Origin of the sequence: Micromonospora sp. NBC_01740 (assembly GCF_035920365.1) — a bacterium.
In the GTDB taxonomy this organism is placed as follows: Bacteria; Actinomycetota; Actinomycetes; order Mycobacteriales; family Micromonosporaceae; genus Micromonospora; species Micromonospora reichwaldensis.
This window is the reverse complement of the sequence record NZ_CP109150.1, coordinates 4,036,261-4,056,771: the sequence shown is the minus strand read 5'-3', so window position 1 is coordinate 4,056,771 and position 20,511 is coordinate 4,036,261. Positions and strand designations below refer to the sequence as shown.

The 20,511-nt window shown below is 64.3% G+C and carries 8 protein-coding genes and 2 CRISPR repeat arrays (1 of these 10 only partly in view); of the genes, 1 reads left to right on the top strand and 7 read right to left on the bottom strand.

Going from position 1 to position 20,511, the window contains the following annotated elements; all coding sequences use genetic code 11:
• Positions 1–173 precede the first annotated feature (173 nt).
• From OG989_RS18805 to OG989_RS18785, 5 genes are all read right to left on the bottom strand, one after another.
• Positions 174–389, bottom strand: a complete 216-nt coding sequence (locus tag OG989_RS18805) for a hypothetical protein (protein WP_327027818.1) — start codon at positions 387–389, stop codon at positions 174–176.
• 128 nt (positions 390–517) lie between these two features.
• Complete coding sequence (locus OG989_RS18800; RefSeq protein WP_327027816.1) at positions 518–1,063, bottom strand: hypothetical protein; 546 nt, start codon at positions 1,061–1,063, stop codon at positions 518–520.
• A gap of 393 nt (positions 1,064–1,456) precedes the next feature.
• Complete coding sequence (locus OG989_RS18795) at positions 1,457–7,879, bottom strand: RHS repeat-associated core domain-containing protein (RefSeq protein ID WP_327027815.1); 6,423 nt, start codon at positions 7,877–7,879, stop codon at positions 1,457–1,459.
• 94 nt (positions 7,880–7,973) lie between these two features.
• Entirely contained in the window at positions 7,974–11,636 is a 3,663-nt protein-coding gene (locus OG989_RS18790) for a LamG domain-containing protein (RefSeq protein ID WP_327027814.1), read from the bottom strand.
• A complete protein-coding gene (locus OG989_RS18785; protein ID WP_327027813.1) occupies positions 11,633–14,791 on the bottom strand; it encodes a DNRLRE domain-containing protein in 3,159 nt (1,052 codons plus the stop codon). Before OG989_RS18785 ends, OG989_RS18790 begins: the two co-directional genes overlap by 4 nt.
• A 988-nt stretch (positions 14,792–15,779) precedes the next feature.
• On the opposite strand from OG989_RS18785, the gene OG989_RS18780 reads away from it, so the two are divergent.
• A complete protein-coding gene (locus OG989_RS18780; RefSeq protein WP_327027812.1) occupies positions 15,780–16,517 on the top strand; it encodes a site-specific integrase in 738 nt (245 codons plus the stop codon).
• Positions 16,518–16,978: 461 nt separating this feature from the next.
• A CRISPR array of direct repeats spans positions 16,979–17,311; the repeat unit is 28 nt; unit sequence CTGGTCCCCGCACGCGCGGGGGTGTTCC.
• Between the two features lie 103 nt (positions 17,312–17,414).
• On the opposite strand, the gene istB is transcribed toward OG989_RS18780, so the two are convergent.
• Complete coding sequence (gene istB / locus OG989_RS18775; protein ID WP_091404255.1) at positions 17,415–18,203, bottom strand: IS21-like element helper ATPase IstB; 789 nt, start codon at positions 18,201–18,203, stop codon at positions 17,415–17,417.
• Positions 18,203–19,432: an IS21 family transposase gene (gene istA, locus OG989_RS18770; RefSeq protein WP_327027810.1), complete on the bottom strand. Its 1,230-nt coding sequence runs from the start codon at positions 19,430–19,432 to the stop codon at positions 18,203–18,205. Before istA ends, istB begins: the two co-directional genes overlap by 1 nt.
• Positions 19,433–19,507: 75 nt before the next feature.
• A CRISPR array of direct repeats spans positions 19,508–20,511; the repeat unit is 28 nt; unit sequence CTGGTCCCCGCACGCGCGGGGGTGTTCC (it continues 183 nt past the right edge of the window).

Here is a 20,511-nt window from a genome sequence, read left to right as displayed (position 1 = left end):
CGGGCCGTCCGTGAGACGGTTGTGAGATCTCACGGGCGGCCCGGCTGCGGAGAAGCGCTAGGGAACGGCACCAGCGCCTCTCCGCCACCGAACGCTCGAGGCGCAGACCTATCAACAGCTTGTACGACTTCCTCCCGCGCCCCGTGCTCCGACGCACATGACTGGCGTTGGCGTTAGCCACCAAGCTGCCGATTCAGCTCCTCGAGCATGTCGGTCATCTCGAGTCGGCTGGCGGCGGCTGGCATGATCCGCGTGGTGCCGTAGGCGAGCTCCACCAACGCCGAGCAAGCGGCGGCAAGCTCGGCCGCAGTGGCGTCGAGCTGATGCCAGGATGCGTGGGCTGCTGGGACGACGTCGTCGCGCAGGCGGACGGCAAAGGTCCGGGCCACCTCGGCGTCGGTGCCCGTCCGAGTGTTCCACTCGTCGTCTCCGAGGGAACCTCACCCCAAGGCGTGAAGGCCGGCGCCCGCGACCTCGACTGGTCCCCGATGGGCTGCCGCGGGCCGCATGACTGAAATTAGGCAGCCCAGAAAATTGTGCATTGTCCATCAAGTGCGGCAAGATCGAAGAACTTGCATAGATCTCGATATGGCTCGGCGAGAAGTTCCGTGAGTTCACGCACCACCTCTTCGCCAACTACAATGCGACTTGCCTCGTCCGGCGAGAGCGGCTTCCCATAATCCGGCGATTCAACATCTAGATTTACATGCACGCCCTCCTCAGCCTCCACCACAGACCGCACAAGGGGTGCCAGCACACTATACGGAGTCCGACTAAGGTGCGCTGCGGCCAACGCAACATCCTGCACGCCAAGCCAGCGCGAGCCGGGCCCCTCCCTCCACGCCCTCTGCTCATCAGGAAAGGGAGAACCATCGGTAATGGGGTTAATAGGAAATGATGCCGCCGCCATGAGTGGAGCGAGTCGCCGCCACGCCCGATCCAGATCCAGACAGTAAATCGGATCAAAGTCCGTTAGCTGCCGATACGCGTCTATCGATGCTAACTGACGAATATCATTTAAAAGGTCCGCATCGAGACGCACGAACTCTGCTTGGACACCCACTCAATTCACCTTTCAAATCGGGCTTTATAGCAGCAGTCTATGGGCCATCATAAACCCAGGATACGATAAAGGTAACGAGTCCCGCCTCCCCGCGGCACGAGACCCCACCACTTCAAGGAGTCATCCGACTGGACACTGCCTTGAAAGTTACTGGCAGAAGAATAGCCCGAACCTTCTCGACTTTAATCGTACACCACATCGGACCACTTCAGGCATGCGCTTGCGTCAGGAAGACGGGCCGCCCGCCCGCGACTTACCCTATTGCCTTCAACGAGAGCCCCGCGGGCCCACGGAGAAGTCCAATAAGATGGGCTAAGGACACTAGGCCACAAAGGCTCACGGGCGGGCGGGAATACCCAACCCGCCCGCGAGACAATGCGCTTGTCGAGTACTCTATCCTACGAGTGATGGCGACGCTGGGCAGTAAGCGGCGTACCCCAGTCCGCACATCATGTCAGCCCCCTTTTCTGGATCCGAAAACGCTTCAGCCCCCTCATGTATGGAGTAGAGGTCTCCCACGATGCCGAGGGCTCCTGCTCCACCCGTAATTCCTCGACCTACTCCTCCGTTGCCGCCGCCCCTGTTGACCTTGGGCTCACCGCCCGGGCCACGAGGGGCGACCGCACGAGAACGTGCAACATTGAGCGCCGCCTTGTGGGTTTTGCTATATATCTCTCCAGTGTCAAACCCTGTTTTGGGGTTAATCACACGAATGTTGGGGTTGCCCGCCGTCTCCGCGCGCATCCTAGCCGCCTGCTCGTCGTTTTCCGCCACAAATACGACGTACTGTGTTTGCCGCTTCGCCGAATTCCCCTTGTCGGTCCGCATTTTGTTCACGGCAGTTATTGCGTGCCTCTCCTCCTCTCCCACCTTACCGCCGGTGAATTCGTGAGAATCGACACTGACGATCTTGCCGTCGATCCAGGATACTTTGATTACGTCAGCAGTGGTACCCGTGACAGTAACCTCGCCCGAGGGCAGCTCTACGGTACCCTTGAGCCGTTGCGACTCGGCACCCTCTTCATGCTGAAAGATGTAGCGAGAGCCAGTCTTAGTTTTCGGGTCATAGTATTCACCAGAAACCTTCAGGCGACCATTCATATGGTCCAGCGCAGCCTGCTCTGCGGGATCAACCTTGAAACTCTTCGGCCTTTGGTGATGCGGGTAGCCATTCTGGTCAACATAGATAGCGCTACTTCCGGAAACCTGGGTCAGCGGCTTGTAACCTGTGTTGATCGGTCCACCGGGGGCACCAGCGGGCGTTCCAGGGTCACTCGCTCCGAATGGTTTAAGGCCACTGGGGTCAGACATGGTGACTGGGTTGTTACGTGCGTAGGCGTATCCGCCGAGTTCGCTCGGATTGTTGGGATCGATAAGAGGATCGGCGGAGATAAACATGCCGAGGGCTGGGTCGTATTCGCGAGCCCCAAGGTGGGTCAGCCCTGTGTTGTCTTGGGTGCCACCGAGGAAGCCGCGCGTGTCGGGCCAGAATGCGGGTGTAGCAGGCTCCCGCGACGATCCGTAGGGCGTGGTACGCCGCCAGGCGATGGCGCCGGTAGTGGCGTTGATGGTGCATGTGGCGGTGTTGTGGTGATCGGTAGCCTGGAAGAAGACGCCGTTGCTGTTGCGGACAGCGACCGTCTTACCGGCGAAGGCGTAGTAACGGAGCGCGGTCAGGGTGGTTCCGGCCTGGCTGACCTCCATTCCTGGGAGGTAAAGGGTGGTGCCGGCGGGATCCTTGCGGGCGATGCGGTTGCCGTCAGCGTCGTAGATGTAGGTCGTAGCTGGACTACCGGCTGGGGCACTGGTTGCCAGATGGCCCTCCGCGTCCCAGGTCAGCGCTTGGTGCGCCGACTCGCTGCCAGCAACGCAGACGTTTACTGCTGCCGTGTTCGGTCGGCATCGGGTGTTGCCTGCCGCGTCATACGCGTACTGATAAGTACGGGTGCCGGTTGGGCCGCTTTCCTCGACTCTGGTGACGGTGTGCGGCTGGTTCTGGCCCGCGCCCTGCTGGGGGAAGGTGTAGTCGCGTGTGGTGTCGACGCCGCCGCTGGTCGAGTGGATCGTCTCGATGTCCCGGTTACCGGCGGTGTCAAAAGTCCACGAGTGGTGGTAGGGCGCGGGACCGCCCACTCCAGTCTGCTGAATCCCATCGGCACACGTGGCAGTGGTGGTATTTGTTGACCATGCCTTGGTGAGCCGTTGCAGATAGTCGTACGTGAAGCACTGGGCATCTCTGACGCCACCGTCGGGTGCGTCGATGATGGCCTTGACGTTGCCGGCCGCGTCGTACTGGTATGTAGCGTTCATGTCGTCTGTGGGGATGCCCTGCCGGCCTACCTTGGTGGTACTCAGGCGTCCGGTGCCGCGCTCGTAGCCGTAGGTCAGCCAAGCCTTCTTGCCGGTGCCGCCGGTGTAGAGCTCGGCTTGGAGTAGCTGGTTGGTGTTGCTGTACTGGGCTGCCGTTACATAGCTGGTCACGCCCGTCAGGGTGGTCGGCCGCAGCAGGTCGTCATAGGTGGTGGCGACAGCCTCGGCCGCCATTACGGTGCCTACGGCGGGCATGCCGACTGATTGCACGGTGCCGTCGGTGTTGTATGCGGTGTTGAAGTCGTATGACTTGCCCAGCTGCGTACCCACACCTCCAGGTGGGAAGCTGTAGCGGGTCTTTGTCGGCCGATAGAGTTGGTCACGACTCAAGACAATGGTGTGGTAGTTCTGGTTTCCGGCGATTCGCTGGCTGTAGTGGAGCTGTCCCTTGTTGCCGGTGTTGTCGTAAACCCAGGCGGCGAGCTTCGTGCCGGTGCCGACTTCTCCGTTCCAGAACTCAGTCTTGCGGCCGATAGCGTCGTAGACGTACGACAGTTTGTTTCCTCGACTGTCGGTCGTCGCGGTCATCCGACCCAACGCGTCGTACTCATAGGAGCTGTCGCCGGTGTCTGGGTCCTCGACTTGGTTTTTGAGGTTGCGCTGGTTGTAGTGGTAGCGCCAGATGTTGCCCGCGGGGTCGGTGACCGATTCGAGTGACGCTGAGGGCGTGTACGTGTAGCGGGTGACGTCAGCTGGACCGGCAGGGCTGTCGCCGTGGTACTGGTGGAGTTCGCTGGTACGGCCCTGCCCGTTGACCACGACGGTGGTTGGAATTCCGCCGGCGGGGGGATCGATGCTGGTGCGGTTGCCTTCGTAGGTTGTGGTCGTCTCCCAGCGTGTGTCGCCGGCGACCGAGAAGATTCCCTTGACCGGCCGGTCAGCGCCGTCGTAGATGGTGGTCGTCTGGCCGTTGACGGAGCCTTCGGCCGTCACGATCGGAACATCACCAGGGGTGCCCAGCGCGAGATAGGTGTCGTTGTTCTTGTACGCCTGTCCGGTGCCGTTGTAGAACGTGTCCGTCAGCAGCCAGCCGCCAGCGGGTCCCGGAGTTTGGGTCTGGCGCAACCGGAGCAGGCCGTCGTACAACTCGTGGCTAGCGCGATACGTGCCGTCGTTCTTGAGGCGCTCGGTCGTGACGATACTGGTCTTGTCCTTGCGCACCTGGTAGTGGAACTTCAGGGTGGGACTGGCGCCTTGGGTTTGGTCTCGGTCAGGCAGCCAGGCTGCAGTCAGGCGGCCGAAGGCATCGTAGTTCAGGTCTGTGCGCTTGTCGTTCGCGTCGAGGGTCCGCGTCGGCACCGCGAAGGCGGGGTCCAGCGTGACCGTCGAAGCGTGTTGCAACGGATTGATGGTCTTGATCTGTGTAGTGATGCCGTCGGTGTCGGTGTACTCGGTGGCGGTGACGTTCCCTAGGGCGTCCCTCGCCGAGGTAGGCCGTCCGTAGCTGTCGACCGCTGTCGTTTCCGACGTCCTGAGGTAGAGGATATTAGTGCCGTCGTACCGATCGAGGTCCTCGGTGCGGGTGGGGGTGCCCTTGGTGGGGGCGACGTTCCAGCCCTCGCTGTCGTAGCTGGTGCGCGTGTCCGATATCAGCTGGGTGGCGAGGTCCGGCGTGCTGTCCGCGCAGCTCGCTGAGACGGTCTGCACCCGTGACACGTAGGAGTACATGCGCTTGCCGGGGTTGTCGATGTAGTAGGTGCGTATGCACCGGTCATCATCGCTCTTGTCTGGCCCAACCTCGCCTAGGTCGTCGACTTCAACGAGACGACCCCGGCTATCCCGCTTACTGGCAAGTCGAGTCTCCATCCACCGCTCGGTGCCCTGAGGGTCGTCGGGCAGCGCCGTCAGCTTGCGCACCACGCTCGGGCCCACCATGGCGGCCGTCAGCTCACCCCAACTTTCCGACTGTGTGCGCGTGACGAGCCGCCACGGTTCGTTGAGTTCCTTCGAGACGATGGCGGACCCATTGTAGCGGACGGACTCATATTCGTGGCCGGACAGCTCGTCGTGATCGGTAAACGATTTGCCGGTGGAGTCGGTGACCGAGACGGTAGGCCTGCCGCCATCAGGGCGTTTGGCGCCGCTCATGCCCTGCATGAAAAAGTGGTCGGTTCGAATGGGCATGGATTGGCCGTCGCCCGACCGGACAATCGTCTTCTGGTAGCCCCGCCAATCCGACCAAGTGAGATCCTCGGTCTTGGTGATGCCGTTTGGCTCCATCTTGCGCCATGCGGCGTTGCCGACATATTCATAGGAGACGGCCATGTCGTCAGCGCCGCCGACGAGGTCGTCGGTGATGATGTTGTCGACGACGTACTTGTGGAACCAGTCGGTCACTTTATGCTCGTCGCCCCCGCCCAGCGGATTCCAGATGACGGGGAAGCAGCGCCTAATCGACTCGCCAGGCTCAGGAATGTTGGACTTGGTGCAGTCTGGATCCTTGTAATTGATGGTGATCTGCGCACCGGTATCCGTCTTCAGCGTGGCCAGACGATAGCGGATCAGCGGCCCGAGGTTGTCGTTGTCTCGAACGATTCGGTTGGCAAGTTGAATGCCGTCGAATTCGGTTGCTGGCGCGGTGAGGTCGCTGCCTCCCCGGTGACCGGTGTGGGTGAGCTTTTTTGGCCACAAGGTTCGAGAGTTGTCGTCGTTGGCTTTGAACTCGTGTTCGATGTTCCAAGACTCGACAGGCGACCAGCCGGCGCCCTGCCTGATTTGCGTCTGGATTCGGGTGAGCCGTTTGCGGGTGAAGAACGTCGGCGACCGTTGCGTGTCCTTGCAGTGGGTGTTAGCGACGCAGATGCGGTCTTGGGGTACGTCCGGCCATGATGCGGCCGTGTCCTGATTCAGGTCCTGGGGATCGCAGTCGACGGCGCCGTTAGCGATACACCGTTCCGTCGTGCTGAAGACCACACGAGCCGGGGCGTTGGTGGTGTATATCTGCTGGTCACGCTGCCCGTAGTCGATGCGGGTCAGGTAACCGCCACGGTGGTATGCGGTGCCATCGATATCGGTGCGACCGCCACGGGCGTAGTGGTTACTTTCTCTGTTGTAATAGTAGGAGATGGCGTTGCCGCGCGGGTCGACAACGTAGTCAAGGTTCCATCGCCACGCCTGATTACAGTATGAGTCGTTGAAGCCGGTGGATTTGTGGCAGGGTTCATTGGCGTCATCGCCGTAGACTGGCAGAGACCAGACCGACTTCGTCTCCTCCTTGTTGTCGGTCCAGCCGGGCAACCGGTTGCGCCCGAAAAAGTACTGCGTGCCGTCTGTGGTGGTGAGCTTCCAGTGCTCGCCGTCGTCGTCGCCGTTGGTGCCGCCAAGAAGCCGCTCGACCGTGGAGCCGTCGTCGTTTGAGAGTTTCCAGTTGTCGTCATCGATCTTCACCAGGTTGCCTGAGCTGCCTGCGAGCATGATGGTGGCGTTGTACCGTGCCCAGCATTGGTCACCGGACGTGTCGTGGCCGTCATCTGCGCACGGCTTGTATCGGCGTTCGATGTAGCCCGGCTCGTACCCGAAACCCTCGCCCAGCCACGAGCCTTGATTGTTGGTAGCCGCAGTCCGCCCGTCGACAGCCTGGGAGGAGTAGCCGATCCCTACCGTGGGGCTGAAGCCGTTAGCCGTCGCTGGCATGCGGATGGGATAGCTCCAGTTGAAGCTGCCCGTGGACAGGGCCGTTTGCCACGAGGAGGAGGGAGCCAGCGGGGTGGCCTTGTAGTCGCCCTGGACGGACGAGTCCCCGGCGGTCAGAGCTAGCAGGGAGGTGCCGGACGTGGCAGTCACGTCTGCGGTGACCGTCCGCGTAACTGCGTCATTCACCGACTTCAGCGGTGTCTGCCTTCGGCACTCGGTCCTCTCGGGCGTGGTCACTGCGCACTCCGGCAACTGCACCAGGCGCAGGCGAGCACCCCAATCGCCACCGATTGCGTGGGCGAATGCACCGTAGCCGACTGACAGGTTCAACGCGGTTGGCGCTACTGCGTCAGAGGGGTGTACCCGTACTACCGGGCCGTCGACTCCAATGTGCGTCGCGGTCGTTCGGTCGTACACCTGCACCCGGACCGGACCCGGCCGCTTCCCGGCTGCCTGCGGCGACTTCACGGTTGGGTTGACTCGGGAGACTGCCAGAGGAAGTCCGCCGACGTCGGCGCGTGTTGCGGTGGCAGCGTCAATGTCGGCGATGCCACCGGTCGGCCAGGCGACAGGGCCGGGCCGGGTAATGACCTTGTCCGCGGTCGGGTCCGGCTTGGGTTTTTCCGCCCGTAAGGCACTGCCCTTTGCCGGCGGTGACTGCGGTTGCAGCCCTGGCCGATTGGCGCTCGCGGCAGCGGGTTCCGGTGCCGGGATCTGGACGAGGCTCGCACCGAGGAGGGTGGCGAGGAGGGTTGCTGAGATCCGGATCGCGCGCGAGCGCGCTGGTCGAGAAGAAGTCAGTCGAGCAAGCATGATGCCGTCACCACCACGGAAGGAAGGGGCTTGAGGGAAGACCGGTGGCCGGTCGGCGCCCCGCGACGGAACGCCGACCGACTAGTGGGGTATGTCAGAGGTCAGACTGGGCGGTTGTGCTGGCCAGCCGAATGACGGTGGCTGGGTCGAGAACACCGCTGTAGACGCGGATCTCGTCGACGAGGCCAGAGAAGTAGCCGCCGTAGACCGGCGTTTGCTGAGTTCCGTCGAGGAGCGCCCGGCCGACCTGCACTCCGTTGTCCGGTCCGTTCCATGTGCCGTCGTCGGTGCCTTGGGCGCTGAGCGCCAGCTCACCGTCAACGTAGAGGAACACTTCCTTGGTGAAGGCGTTGTACGTCACCACTAGATGCTGGCCGTCGCTGTCGTCCGGGTCGGGGAGATGGACGTCGTCGACTAGCACGGTGGTGGTGGTGCTCGGCCCATCGTTGGCAGCAAGGCTCAACTGCCAACGCATCTGATTGTTGGCAGTTACGCAGCGTAGCTGGAAACGGCTCACCTTGGCGCCGGGCTGAGAGAGTACGACTTCGTTACCGGAGCACGCAGCGGCCAGCTTTGCCCGTACGGCTACCGAGAAGCTGCGGTTCTGGCCCACCACTGCCGCAGGCGACGCCGCATATGCGGTAATGCCGTCGAGCACCATGTGTCCGGCACCCACCAGCGCCGGCTCGGCGAAGATGTCTTCCGGGTCGGGCACCATCATCGTCGCGCCGTTGTACAGGGTTAGGCTGCGGTTCGGGTCTGGAGTGCCACCCTCGTTGACGGTCTCCGGGCTGACAATGATGTTCGGGTTGTCGTCGGGGACGTCGCCGCCATCCAGCGACCAGTACACCTGTCGTTGCAGGCGCGGCGCCGCGAGCGTCTTGATCTCGTCGGCTGCCAACATCCGGTCGTAGAGGGCGATGTCGGCAAGTCCGCCGTTCCAGGCCCAGTTGTAACCGGTCCGCTCGGTGCGTCGCCCGAACTGCAGGTTGCCGTGGGAGGACCACTGTGCGGGCGCTCTACCTGTCGCTGAGGGGATTCCGTTGACGTACAGCGAGATGGTGTCCTTGACCGGGTCAAAGAGTGCGGCCAGGTGGGTCCATCCGGTGGCGGCGGTCACCTGCTGTGTGCTGGCGACCTCCCATGCGCCGAGTGCTTGTACGTCTGTGGTGGGAATGCCGAAACGCCATCGGCTTCCGTTCGGGTCGTAGCCGAGGTAGAAGCCCGGCTGGCCCGTGCCGTCCTGTGAGACCGCCGCCTGCGGACGGGTGAGATCGTCGACCTTCACCCAGGCGGTAACGGCGAACTCCTTCGAGGTGTTCACCAGTCCCAGGGTCGACGTTGTCAACCATGCTCCGGCGGTGCCGTCAAGCTGCGCCGACGGGTGGGCAGCGCCGCCCGGCCCAGGCTGCGCGAACGTCACACCAGGGCCTACTGCGGCGGGGTTGGTGCCACGGCCGTCGGCGGCTTGGGTGACGCCGGCCGCGTCAGCGAGGCTCCACTGCCCAACGGCTGGGCTGGGCGCGATGTTGAAGTGACAGATGGAGGTGTCGCTTTCCTTGCCTGCGGCGTCCACCGCAACGGCTGTCACGAAGTGCGGCGCCTCGGTTGTGGGCATCCAGGTGAGGTTCACTGGTCCGCCCTGCGTCGCTGGGGTGAGCACGTTTGTCGGAACCGGGTCAGTGTTGAAGCCGTACTTGTACGCCACCACATCGGTGGCCGCGGAGTCGAAAGCGAAGGTGCCGTACCGACCCAGTCCTTCGATCCACTCGCCGCTCTCGACACATCCAGGCCCGGTGTCAGGCGCATCGGAGGCAAGGAACTCGGCGGAGTCGATATCTGGGCCGGCCGGCTTGGTTTTGTCCAGGATGAAACCGCATATGACGCTCTTGAGGCTCCATGCTGTTCCATCAGAGGCTTCGACGTACCAGGACACCGTAACGTTCTCGGGCAGATTCGGTACGCCGGTCGTCGCGTCCGCCAGGTTGTAGTCGAACGTCGACTTGTTTGCTTTGGCTAGTGAGGTCCAGGTCTTCGTTTGAAGGGTGCCACCTGACGGGGTCCACGTCACGGTGAATTTGGCGTTGAGGGGCTCAGCGTCGGAGGTATCGGGATCGGCCAGATAGGCCGACAGGCGCGGTACGCTGGACACATACCAGGTGGCGTTCGGGGTTCCAGTCTTACATGCGCCGCCAGGGTTGGTCGTCAGACTCGTCGGCGCGGCCGGCTGTCGGTTATAGGTGACCGAAAGAACAGCATTGCTGCAGAAGCGTTTGACGTAGTGATAGTCGGACTCGCTATCGGCTTTCAGGCCGAAGGTAGCGGTGGGCCAGTTGCCTGTGGCTGCTGCCTTTGCCGCCTGCGTGGCGGTGAAGGTGACGTTGTGGTTGGTCGGCGTGCACGACGATTGTTTCACCGTTGGGCTGCGAGTGTCCTGCTTAGTAGCACCTGACCATCCCGATCCGCCTGGCTGGTTGTTCCAGTTCGTCGCCGACGAGATTGATCCGGTTCGATAGAGGGAGACATTACGCGCGGTGCTGTCGTAAGCATGAAGCATCGTGATCTTGAAAGTTGCGCTTGAGACAATAATCCGGTCGTCCTGGTAGGGCGTCGGCAGCGTGAAGAAGAGGCGCTTTATCTTAGAGCTGTTGCAGATGCTGCCATCGGTGGGACACAGACCAACACGTTCGTCGGGCTCATCGTCAAATTTCCAATATTCCTCGTTAGGATAACCCGAGTCGACCATCGCCCATGAGGTGTTCGAGGTGGGGTTGATGAACGGATCGATGTACAGCGGGAAACGGGCCTGCGGGTTGGCAAGCAACTCCGCGTTGGGAGTGATAATTAGCCTTTCCCCGTCGACCGTCGCGTCCAACTCGGCTCGATGGGCTGACTCGGGTGCTGATCGGGAAGGGTTATATTCCTCGGCTGTGGCGACGGCTTCCGCTGGATCGCCGGCGTCCCACATCTTTGGCGCCGGGGACTCGAACACCACTTGACCCGAGCCGATGTCGGTAGCCGCTAGCCGACTGTCCTGGCCCGCGCTGAAGCGCAGATTGGTGCCAGACAGTCCGTACGAGACGGTCCGAATCTGGGGCAGGGTCGCTGCCCGCGCCGTTTTGACCACCAGTACGTGGGTGAAGCTGGTGGCGGATACGTGCACCACGAGGTCCACCTCGGGCAGGACCTCGGGATACGTCGCACTGTTACGCGCCAGCGTGGGGCGGGGGAGTTTTCCTGGCCAGGTGATATTCATGATTCGGCCAGCGCGTGAGATCGTCGCGAGGGGGGCATTGGTGCCCCCGCCGGAGAATCGCATCGCTGTCACGGCCGCCTTCGGTCCGACGCTACCGTCGTCCTGGCGGACCAGGGTGGTGTCGACGGGCACCCACTCTGTGCCTTGGCGAGTACGGAATGGCTGTGCGTGGGACTCGTGCGTGAATGAGCCGTCCGGGTTGGCGTAGGTCACCTGCCGATCGCCGGCCTTGGATCGTACTTCGACCTTCCTGCCCGACTTCAGGGCATCAGTGCGGGCCTGCATCTCGGTCCACGGCGCTGCCGCGCCGGCGGGTCCCAGTGCCTGCACCTCAGTGTCAGGCGCTCCGTCGCTGACCCACAGCGCCGTGGCCACCAGTCCCAGCGATAGCGTCATCGCCGTCAGCCGCATCCGCCAGCGGCGTGTCGCGGCGTGGTCTTGCCCCATATCTACCCGTTCGCCTTTCCAAATTCTGCTCTGAGGCTCGGACACCGCCGTCACCCGACCTGCTCGCCGAACGCCACCGCGCCCGCCGGCAGACCGTTTACTCCCGGCTGCCACGTGCTGGTCGGAGTGACGGCTCCGGCTGCCAGTGCAGACCATGGGAGTGCCCAGACTGTGCGGTTGGCATACGGCGAGGTGACATACAGGCTGGCTAATGAGGCGCCACCGCCGAAACCAAGCAGTTCCCGCGCCCCTGGAGTGCCGGGTAGCTTGCCGGGAGCGCGTTCTACCAGCGTGTCCGCTGTCGGACTAGGGGTGCCTGCGGCAAAGACGTGCATGTTGCCGGAGTCCACGGCTCCGCTCGCGTCCTCGCCGGGCGTGCCGACGGCGATTAGTAGCGACTGTGCGGTCGGCGCTGCCGAGGGATTCGTGTTGACAACAACGACCTTCTCCCCGAACAGGTCCCCATGCTCGTTGACGTCCGCGATGTTGGCGGTGTTCTGGTCGATGGCTGCCAGTTGATTGACCGTTGTGCCCGATATCCGGAACTGGTGGACCAAGCCGACGTCAGCGCCACCTACAGCATCTTCACCCGGTACGCCAACCGCCAGGATCGAGTCACCCGCTGGCCAATAGGCCGCCATGGCGATCGACTTACCGAAGGTGTCGCCTGATTCCATCGTGTCGCTGACGCCGCTCGTGTCTTGGTCGACGCAGCCGATGGCGCCCGGCACGCCGGAGGCGAGGGTGTGGTTGAAGATGCAGACACGGCCCGCGAAAGACCCTGCCGCAGGGGTGCCCCCACTTTCACCCGGGTAGGACACCGCGAAGTGGTTGGGGGTAGCGGCCAAGGCCCATCCACCGCGGTCGTCCTGTTCTACTCCGTCACTGATGTTCCCTGCCGAGGTCTGGTCGAAGCTAATTTTCGTGCTGCCACGCAGGTACGTGACGGTGCCGGCGTTGGTCTTGCCGCTGACGTCGTCACCTGGGGCACCCACCACAAGAAATGGCTCTCCCGCTGAGGTCCGGCCGCTGGCGAGAGAGAAGCCAAACCAGTCCTCATTCGCTTGGCCCCCGGGCACGCCAGCAGTGCCTTGGGCGTAGAGGATGGGCGGAGCTGATGGGCTTCGGCCTAGCCCTGCCGGCGAACCGAACAGGACTTGTACCTCGCCGGCGTCTATGACCGTGCCGTTGTCTTCGAAGGGTGAACCGATCGCCACGTCGGCGCAGCCGTCCCGGTTGGCGTCGTAGACGGACAGTGTGTGCCCGAACTGATCGCCCGCCTCGGCGTTGCCGACAACCTCCGCGTCGCCCTGCGTCACCATCCTGGTCACCCCGGTCGCACCATCCAGGATGTGCACTCCGCCGGCTGCCGCTTGGCCGTTCACCGTCGCTTTCGGATCACCGACCAAAATGTCGCGCGTGCCATCGCCATTGATATCACCATCCACACCCCCGGCACATCCCGCTACCGGTGGATGCAAGATCATCACTGTAAACTCACAGAAGGACGACCATGCGCCGCTGAGGGAGCCGTCGTTGCCGCGGACTCGCCATTGGTAGTTGCCACCTTCGGCAAGCACGCCCGCTGGCACCGACGCCCGGAAGGTGGTTCCCGATCCCGCTAACGAGGTGACCAGGGAGCCGATCTTCGCCGCGCCACCAACCATCCACCACTCGAACTCGGCCTTCACTGTGCCGCCGTCAGCATCGGTGATCACCGAGGACAGCTCGGGCGTCACCGTATTTACCGTCGGGCGGGCCACGCCCGTCACACAGGACGTCGCCGGTACCGTAGTGCGAGCGCCAACAATCGGGTACGAGTTGTAGTTAACGACGGCATACGGCACCTGCGCCTGGTCAGCTGCATTGCGAGACCTGAACTGCTTGAAAAAGCTTCCATCGGTCTCGCTCGTGGCACGCAGGCCCATGTCCGCGCGGGTATCGCCCACATCGGCGGCACGCTGAAAGAAGCCGGTACCCGGGATCGAGACCCACCCGTCGCCACAACTTGAGTCGAAGCCCTTCGTGGCCGAACTCGTGGCCTCTTGGAAGTTCCAGGCAGGCTGGTCGTCCCACATCACGCCTTCGAGGACGGGGCCGGTCGTCCACAGAGCCCAAGACCTTGCACTGCACGTGTTCGACCACCAGTTCCAGAAGTAGACGGTGGCCGAGCTGATGTGAGTGCGAACCAGGGAAGTTGTATCCCACCTGGCCAGCGTCCTAGTAATGTTTCCCGATATCAATCCGATCTGATAGTCGTTGGCGCCACCATTCTCCGTAGCGTCATTCTCCATCACGTACGTATCGAATGTCGTGCTAACGGGATTAATCTGCGGGTCAATAGTCACGGGCCACTCCGTGACCGGATCCTGCATCCACTCCAAATCCGGCGTGAGCCGCATTTGCAACTGCCCTGAGGCGTCGGCTCCCCCTCGCGCCTGACTGTCAACCGTTTCTACCACGGTCATCCGGGACGGCTGAGAGGTATCGGCGTCACGTTTGGCGTCCCACATCTCCGGCGCGGGCGAATGCGCAATTATCCGTCCGGAACTGTCCGCGATTTCGGCATTGCCATGGCCGTCCCGATTTACCATAGCCGCATTCTGGCCACTAATCGAGAAAGTCACTTCCTGCACGCTATCGGCAGCAGCGGGATTCTTTACTACGAGGAATGTCTCCACTCCCGCCCGCGTAACCTCAACCTCCAGATCGACGCCGTCCAGCGCTTCCGGATACGTGGCCCGGTTGCCGTTGAGGACCGGCTCCGGCAGAGGCCCGCTCCAGCCTAGAGATAGCCGGTCCGCGCCTACACCAACGCCTACCAGTTCGTGCGACCCATCGGGCTTTCCGCCGGACATGCGGACGTCGTTGGGATCCGCGACTGTGCGAATGGATCCGTCGGCAGGATTCCTGACCAGGCTCAAGTCAACCGGAACCCACGTCTCACCGCGACGCACACGCACCACGCCTGCACTTAATATGGCCTCGAATCCACCCTCCGGCAATGCCCACGTCTCTGCCGTCTCAGAAGTTAACTCATCGACACGTACGCGGACGCCCGAGGAACGAGCGAGCGCCGACGCGCGCATCTGCGCTTGCTCCAGCGCGAAGGCTTCGTCATCGGATTCAGCCGCTGGCGTCGGTGTCTCGAATCCTGCATGAACTTCAACAGGTGACAACCATCCGGCCGACGACATACCAAGAATCACTAACACCACAAGACAGAATCTTCGCCGCAGCCGACGGCCCCACTGGAGTCCGACGGACGATTTCTGGCCATACACGGACACCGTGCCCCCGTTACACCAAGATCTATATCGACGCGCAGACGGTAGACGAGCAACCCGCTACGGGGAAGATCGAAAAGACGGCGCCGCTGGCCCAGTGATTGGCAAGCCGAACAGCTCACACCCAGGCGAACGCATCAGTCACCCTTCATGAGCTGCCACAATCACCGACGGTAATCGAAACTTGTAGCGATGAGACAACTACTTCAAGCCAAGACGGGTGACGCAGTTCACAGAGAACCAGAAGCATGCCAGAACAGGTGAATGCCAGGGAAGGGACTTTCTAACTCAGGAGCCCCATCCGCCCTAATCCACATCATTCCTCACCAACCGACATCGCAACTCTAACCCCTAGAGCGGCCGTTGGCTCGACCGCACATCTGTCGGCCGCCATCGCAGCAATGACGAGGTGCTCGCCGCGTAGTTCCCTCTCCGCTCCGCGCCAAGGCCCCGAAGGCACCATCGCCAAGACCAACTGATCAAGTGCCAGATGCAGCGAAGGCCCGACCCCTTCCTACCAATACCGAATCTTGCTCGGTACCAGTGGCCTCTTGGCCACCGCCTGCGAGACAGCCCGCCCCTTCTTGACAGACCCGAAGACCTCGCCACCTAACTGTTGTCGCCCAAGCGGCCAATCTGCCTCACCTGCGCACCTTGACTCGCCGGCCTCGGCCTCGACCGCGACACCATCAGGGCCACCGAGCCGCCACTGCCCGACCGTCCGTATGTACCCATATTGACCGGTTAGGGAGTTTCAGGGGTGGTGGGCAGAGTTGTCCCTGACAGCCCTGGAGGTACCAGCCACGCCCAACGACCCCCGTCCCCGCTTGACGAAACGGGTCTGCTGCACCGATAGGTGACGTCTGAGATGGCTTGCCCTGGTGGCGGGCTGGTCACCCTGCGCCGCTGCGTGACGACCCTGTCGAGCGCGCTCAACGACGCCCGCCGCAACCACCGGCTGCCCCACAACGCCGCCCGCTTCGCCATGATCCCCCGACCACCGGAACCCGAGCTCACCTGCTGGAGCACCAGCCAGACAAGCGCGTTTCTGCGGCACTGCCACGCCGTTGAGGATCCGCTCGCGGACCTGTTCGAGTTGATGGTCTGCACCGGGATGCGCAAAGGCGAGACTCTGGGCCTGCACTGGGCCGATGTGGACCTCGATGCGCGGGCACTGTTCGTGCGCTGGACGTTGGTCAGCGTCAACAACAGCCGCAGCATGTTGAACGCGCCCAAGACCCACGGCAGCCGGGCCTGGGTCGCCCTGTCCACCCGCGCCGTCGACGCGTTGCAACGCCGCCGCCAATGCCAGCAACAGGTGACCGCCCGCCATCACGACAATCTCGACCTCGTGTTCGCCAGACCCGATGGACAACCCCTACGGCCGCAGTACGTGCTCGACCACCTGCGCCGCCTCACCGCCGACGCCGGGCTTCCGGCAATTCGGGTGCACGACCTGCGACACATCGCCGCCACGATCATGATCAACCAAGGGGCGCCGATCGCCGTGGTATCCAAGACGCTGCGCCACAGGAACGTGGCCACCACCGTCGACATCTACGGCCACCTCACCCGCGACGCCGCCGCCGACGGCGTGAGCGCCACCTGCGCGGCCCTCGACGCGGCCGACGCCCGGGCCGCCTGCTGAGCTGCACTGCAAGATCCGTGCGTAGATGCGACAGCAACGCGACAACACAGCCCTGAAACAACCACAGGGGATATGCCTCCGTCGGCATATCCCCTGGTTAGATGCGTCGGGACGGCCGGATTCGAACCGACGACCCCTTGACCCCCAGAACTAGCCGGCGTACCGGCGCCTGCCGGACGGGACCGGCTCGTGCCGGACACGCTGGTCAATGGCCGGTTGGCGGTCGGCCTCATGTCGGGCTGTGTCGAGTCTTGCCCGACTATCCGTGAGACGGTTGTGAGATATTCAGGCGGTCCGGCTCGGGGTGAGGCGCTGGAGATCAGATCCAGCGCCTCATCGCCCTGCGAGTAGGCTGCACCAGCATCGAGCCGGACGTCCCGCACCTGAGAGGAAAGAAGATCTTGGATGCCAGAGTGAAGGAAATTGGCGTTCCTGATCTTTAGAGTCGCAGGTCAACAAGCCTGGTCCCCGCACGCGCGGGGGTGTTCCCGCCCCCGGGGCCTGCGAGAAGCCGGCCCCGGACTGGTCCCCGCACGCGCGGGGGTGTTCCCCGTTCCATGGCCTGTGCGACCTGCGGCTTGTGCTGGTCCCCGCACGCGCGGGGGTGTTCCGGGGCCAACCACACACGCCCCGGGGCGGTTCCGCTGGTCCCCGCACGCGCGGGGGTGTTCCCCGCGTCCGTCACCGCCTGGACGACTACATGCGCTGGTCCCCGCACGCGCGGGGGTGTTCCTCCGCCCGCATCGACCCGTCCAGGAGGGACAGACTGGTCCCCGCACGCGCGGGGGTGTTCCGGGCGTGCGGGTGGAGCACGTGGGGGACGGCTGTGTCAACGCCGGCCGAACTTTGACCCCTCTGTTCCGGCCGAATGTTGACCCCCTCGCTGGTTGTTGATGTTCAGTCGTTGGTCTTGGTGGCTGCGGGAACGCGGCCGAGGTCGCGGTCTTTGAGCCGGTAGCTGTCGCCCTTCATCGAGATCACTTCGGCGTGGTGGACGAGGCGGTCGATCATGGCTGCGGCGACGACATCGTCGCCGAACACTTCGCCCCACCTTCCGAAGGGCTTGTTGCTGGTGACGATCAGTGAGGCTCGTTCGTAGCGGTTGGAGACCAGTTGGAAGAACAGGTTCGCGGCTTCTGCTTCGAAGGGGATGTAGCCGACCTCGTCGACGATCAGCAGCGGGATCCGGCCGAGTTTGACCAGCTCGTCCTGCAGCCGACCGGCGTGGTGGGCATCAGCGAGGCGGGACACCCACTGGGCTGCGGTGGCGAACGCGACCCGATGCCCGGCCTGGCAGGCCCGGATCCCGAGGCCGATGGACAGGTGCGTCTTGCCGGTGCCGGGCGGGCCCAAGAAGACGACGTTCTCCTTCGACGCCACGAAGTCGAGGGTTCCCAGGTGAGCGATCGTCTCCCGCTTCAGAGAGCGTTGGTGCTCGAAGTCGAACTCCTCCAGGCTCTTGCGGGCCGGAAATCTCGCTGTCCGGATGCGTCCTTCCCCGCCGTGGGCTTCGCGGGCGGCGACCTCGCGTTGCAGGCAGGCGGCGAGGAACTCCTCATGCGTCCAGGACTCGGTCCTGGCCCGTTCCGCCAACCTCTCGACTGAGGCAGCCAGAGACGGCGCCTTGAGGGCGCGGGTGAGGAACGCGATCTCCGAGGCGACGTTGCGGCTGGTCTTGGCGGCCATCACGCAGCCACCTCGACGTCCAGGCCGAACAGGCGGTCGTAGTCGCTCAACGGCCGGCGTTCGACCTGGGCGTCGACGGCGGTCGTCGGGGTGTGTTGGGCAGCGACGCGCAGGTCTGCGGCGGCTTGCCGGTGGGCGGGATCGGTGATGCTCTGATGGCTTGCCCAGCAGCGGTCGTGCCGGGCCGCGGGTCGGCCGTCGCAGAGCACCGTCACGTGGTCGCAGTCGGCGGTGACCTCGACCCGCCGGCCGACCACCGCTGGGTGCACCGAGTAGTCGTTGCCGTCCAAGCGCACGTAATGATCGCGGGGCAGGCGGGTGGTCTGCCGCCAGCCGACCACCGGCGCAACCGGTGGCAATGGCAGCATCGCGGCCCGGTCGGCGTCCCACCGGTCCAGCGGGCGGCAGCCCAGCATCCGGTGCTGGCGGTTGTTCGCCCGCACCAGCCAGTCGGTGAGCTGCGCGTTGAAGTCCTGAGGTGAGGCGAAGCGGCGGCCGGGCAGGAACGACGTCTCCAGATAGCCGTTGGCCCGCTCCACCAGGCCCTTCGCCTCAGGGTCCGCCGGCCGGCACTGGATCACCTTGATGCCGAGGGTGCCGCGGAAGGCGTTCATCGCCTCGGTCAACTGCGGCCGCCCGGCCCGCCACTGCCCGACCGCAGACTCGTTGTCCCACACCAACGCCTTGGGCACCCGACCCCAGCCGGAGATCAGCATCCAGTGCCCGACCAGCAGGTCCGGCGACTGCCTGGTCGGAATCATCACCGCTGACAGCCACCGCGAATACCCCGACACCATCACCAGCACCGGCGGCCGGCCGACCTGCCCGAAGCCCAACGGCACGTCCGCCGGCGGGAACCACAGGTCGCACTGCGCCAGCTCTCCCGGCAGATACTCCGTCCGCTGAACCGGGTCAGGGCGGCGGAACAACGGCCGCAGCTGCTGCACCCGATCGGCGAACACCGTCTTGCCACGGGTCCACCCGACCCGCTCCATGATCACCGTCGTCGGCATGTCCGGGAACTCCGCCAACAACGCCCTGATCTGCGGCTCGACCGCGTCCACGATCGAACCCTTCGCCGCCCGCTGATAACGAGGCGGCTCATGACTGGCCAAGGCCTTGCGCACCGTGTTCCGCGACACCCCCAGCCGACGGCAGATGGCCTTGATCGCCATCCGCTCCGCCCGGTGCAACCGACGGATCTCCGCCCAGTCCTCCACGCTCAGCACCTCCCGATGCTTCCGGAAGGGGTCAAAATTCAGCCGGAACCACGGGGTCAGTTTTCAGGCGGAGCCGACAGGCTGCTGGTCCCCGCACGCGCGGGGGTGTTCCGGGCGTGCGGGTGGAGCACGTGGGGGACGGCTGCTGGTCCCCGCACGCGCGGGGGTGTTCCGATGGCCATCGCGCACCGCCGCGGTGACGACACCTGGTCCCCGCACGCGCGGGGGTGTTCCGAGCTGTTCGACGTGGCGGTGCTCAACGCGTACCTGGTCCCCGCACGCGCGGGGGTGTTCCCGTGGCCGCGTTCGCGCCGAGGTTGACGTCCTCCTGGTCCCCGCACGCGCGGGGGTGTTCCTGCCCCGGCCGAGACGCGCACCCCGACGCCGCCCTGGTCCCCGCACGCGCGGGGGTGTTCCCGTCTTCCTTGCGGTCCTGATGGTGGGCACGCTCTGGTCCCCGCACGCGCGGGCATGTTCCCGGGGGCCGCCGAGTAGCTGCTCGGGCGACGTGCTGGTCCCCGCACGCGCGGGGGTGTTCCGAGAGCGTCAGCTTGGGCGGAGGTACGCCGGGCCTGGTCCCCGCACGCGCGGGGGTGTTCCCACGGTGGCGCCGTCCCGGCCGGACACGTTCAGCTGGTCCCCGCACGCGCGGGGGTGTTCCGCCCCCGACCCGTCAGGGCCGAGGGCTTGTCGTCTGGACCCCGCACGCGCGGGGGTGTTCCCGACCCGCAGCCCGGCGAGGAACCAGCGCAGGTCTGGTCCCCGCACGCGCGGGGGTGTTCCCGGCTTGAAGGGAGCGTCGTGGCATCCAAGTCCCTGGTCCCCGCACGCGCGGGGGTGTTCCGAAGTCCACCTCGACGGTCGGGTAGCCGAACAGGCTGGTCCCCGCACGCGCGGGGGTGTTCCCCAGATGAAGCACGCCAAGATGACCGGCCTGAACTGGTCCCCGCACGCGCGGGGGTGTTCCCCGGCCGCAGCATCGTCAGCGGACGCGACCCGGCTGGTCCCCGCACGCGCGGGGGTGCTCCGTGCTCCGTCGCCTGGGCGACCGACTCCGCGGGCTGGTCCCCGCACGCGCGGGGGTGTTC

What these genes read in the sequence shown, in the direction of transcription:
- OG989_RS18795 (WP_327027815.1), bottom strand. Translation starts at nt 7,879, where the DNA reads ATGCTTGCTCGACTGACTTCTTCTCGACCAGCGCGCTCGCGCGCGATC.
- istB (WP_091404255.1), bottom strand. Translation starts at nt 18,203, where the DNA reads ATGGCCGCCAAGACCAGCCGCAACGTCGCCTCGGAGATCGCGTTCCTC.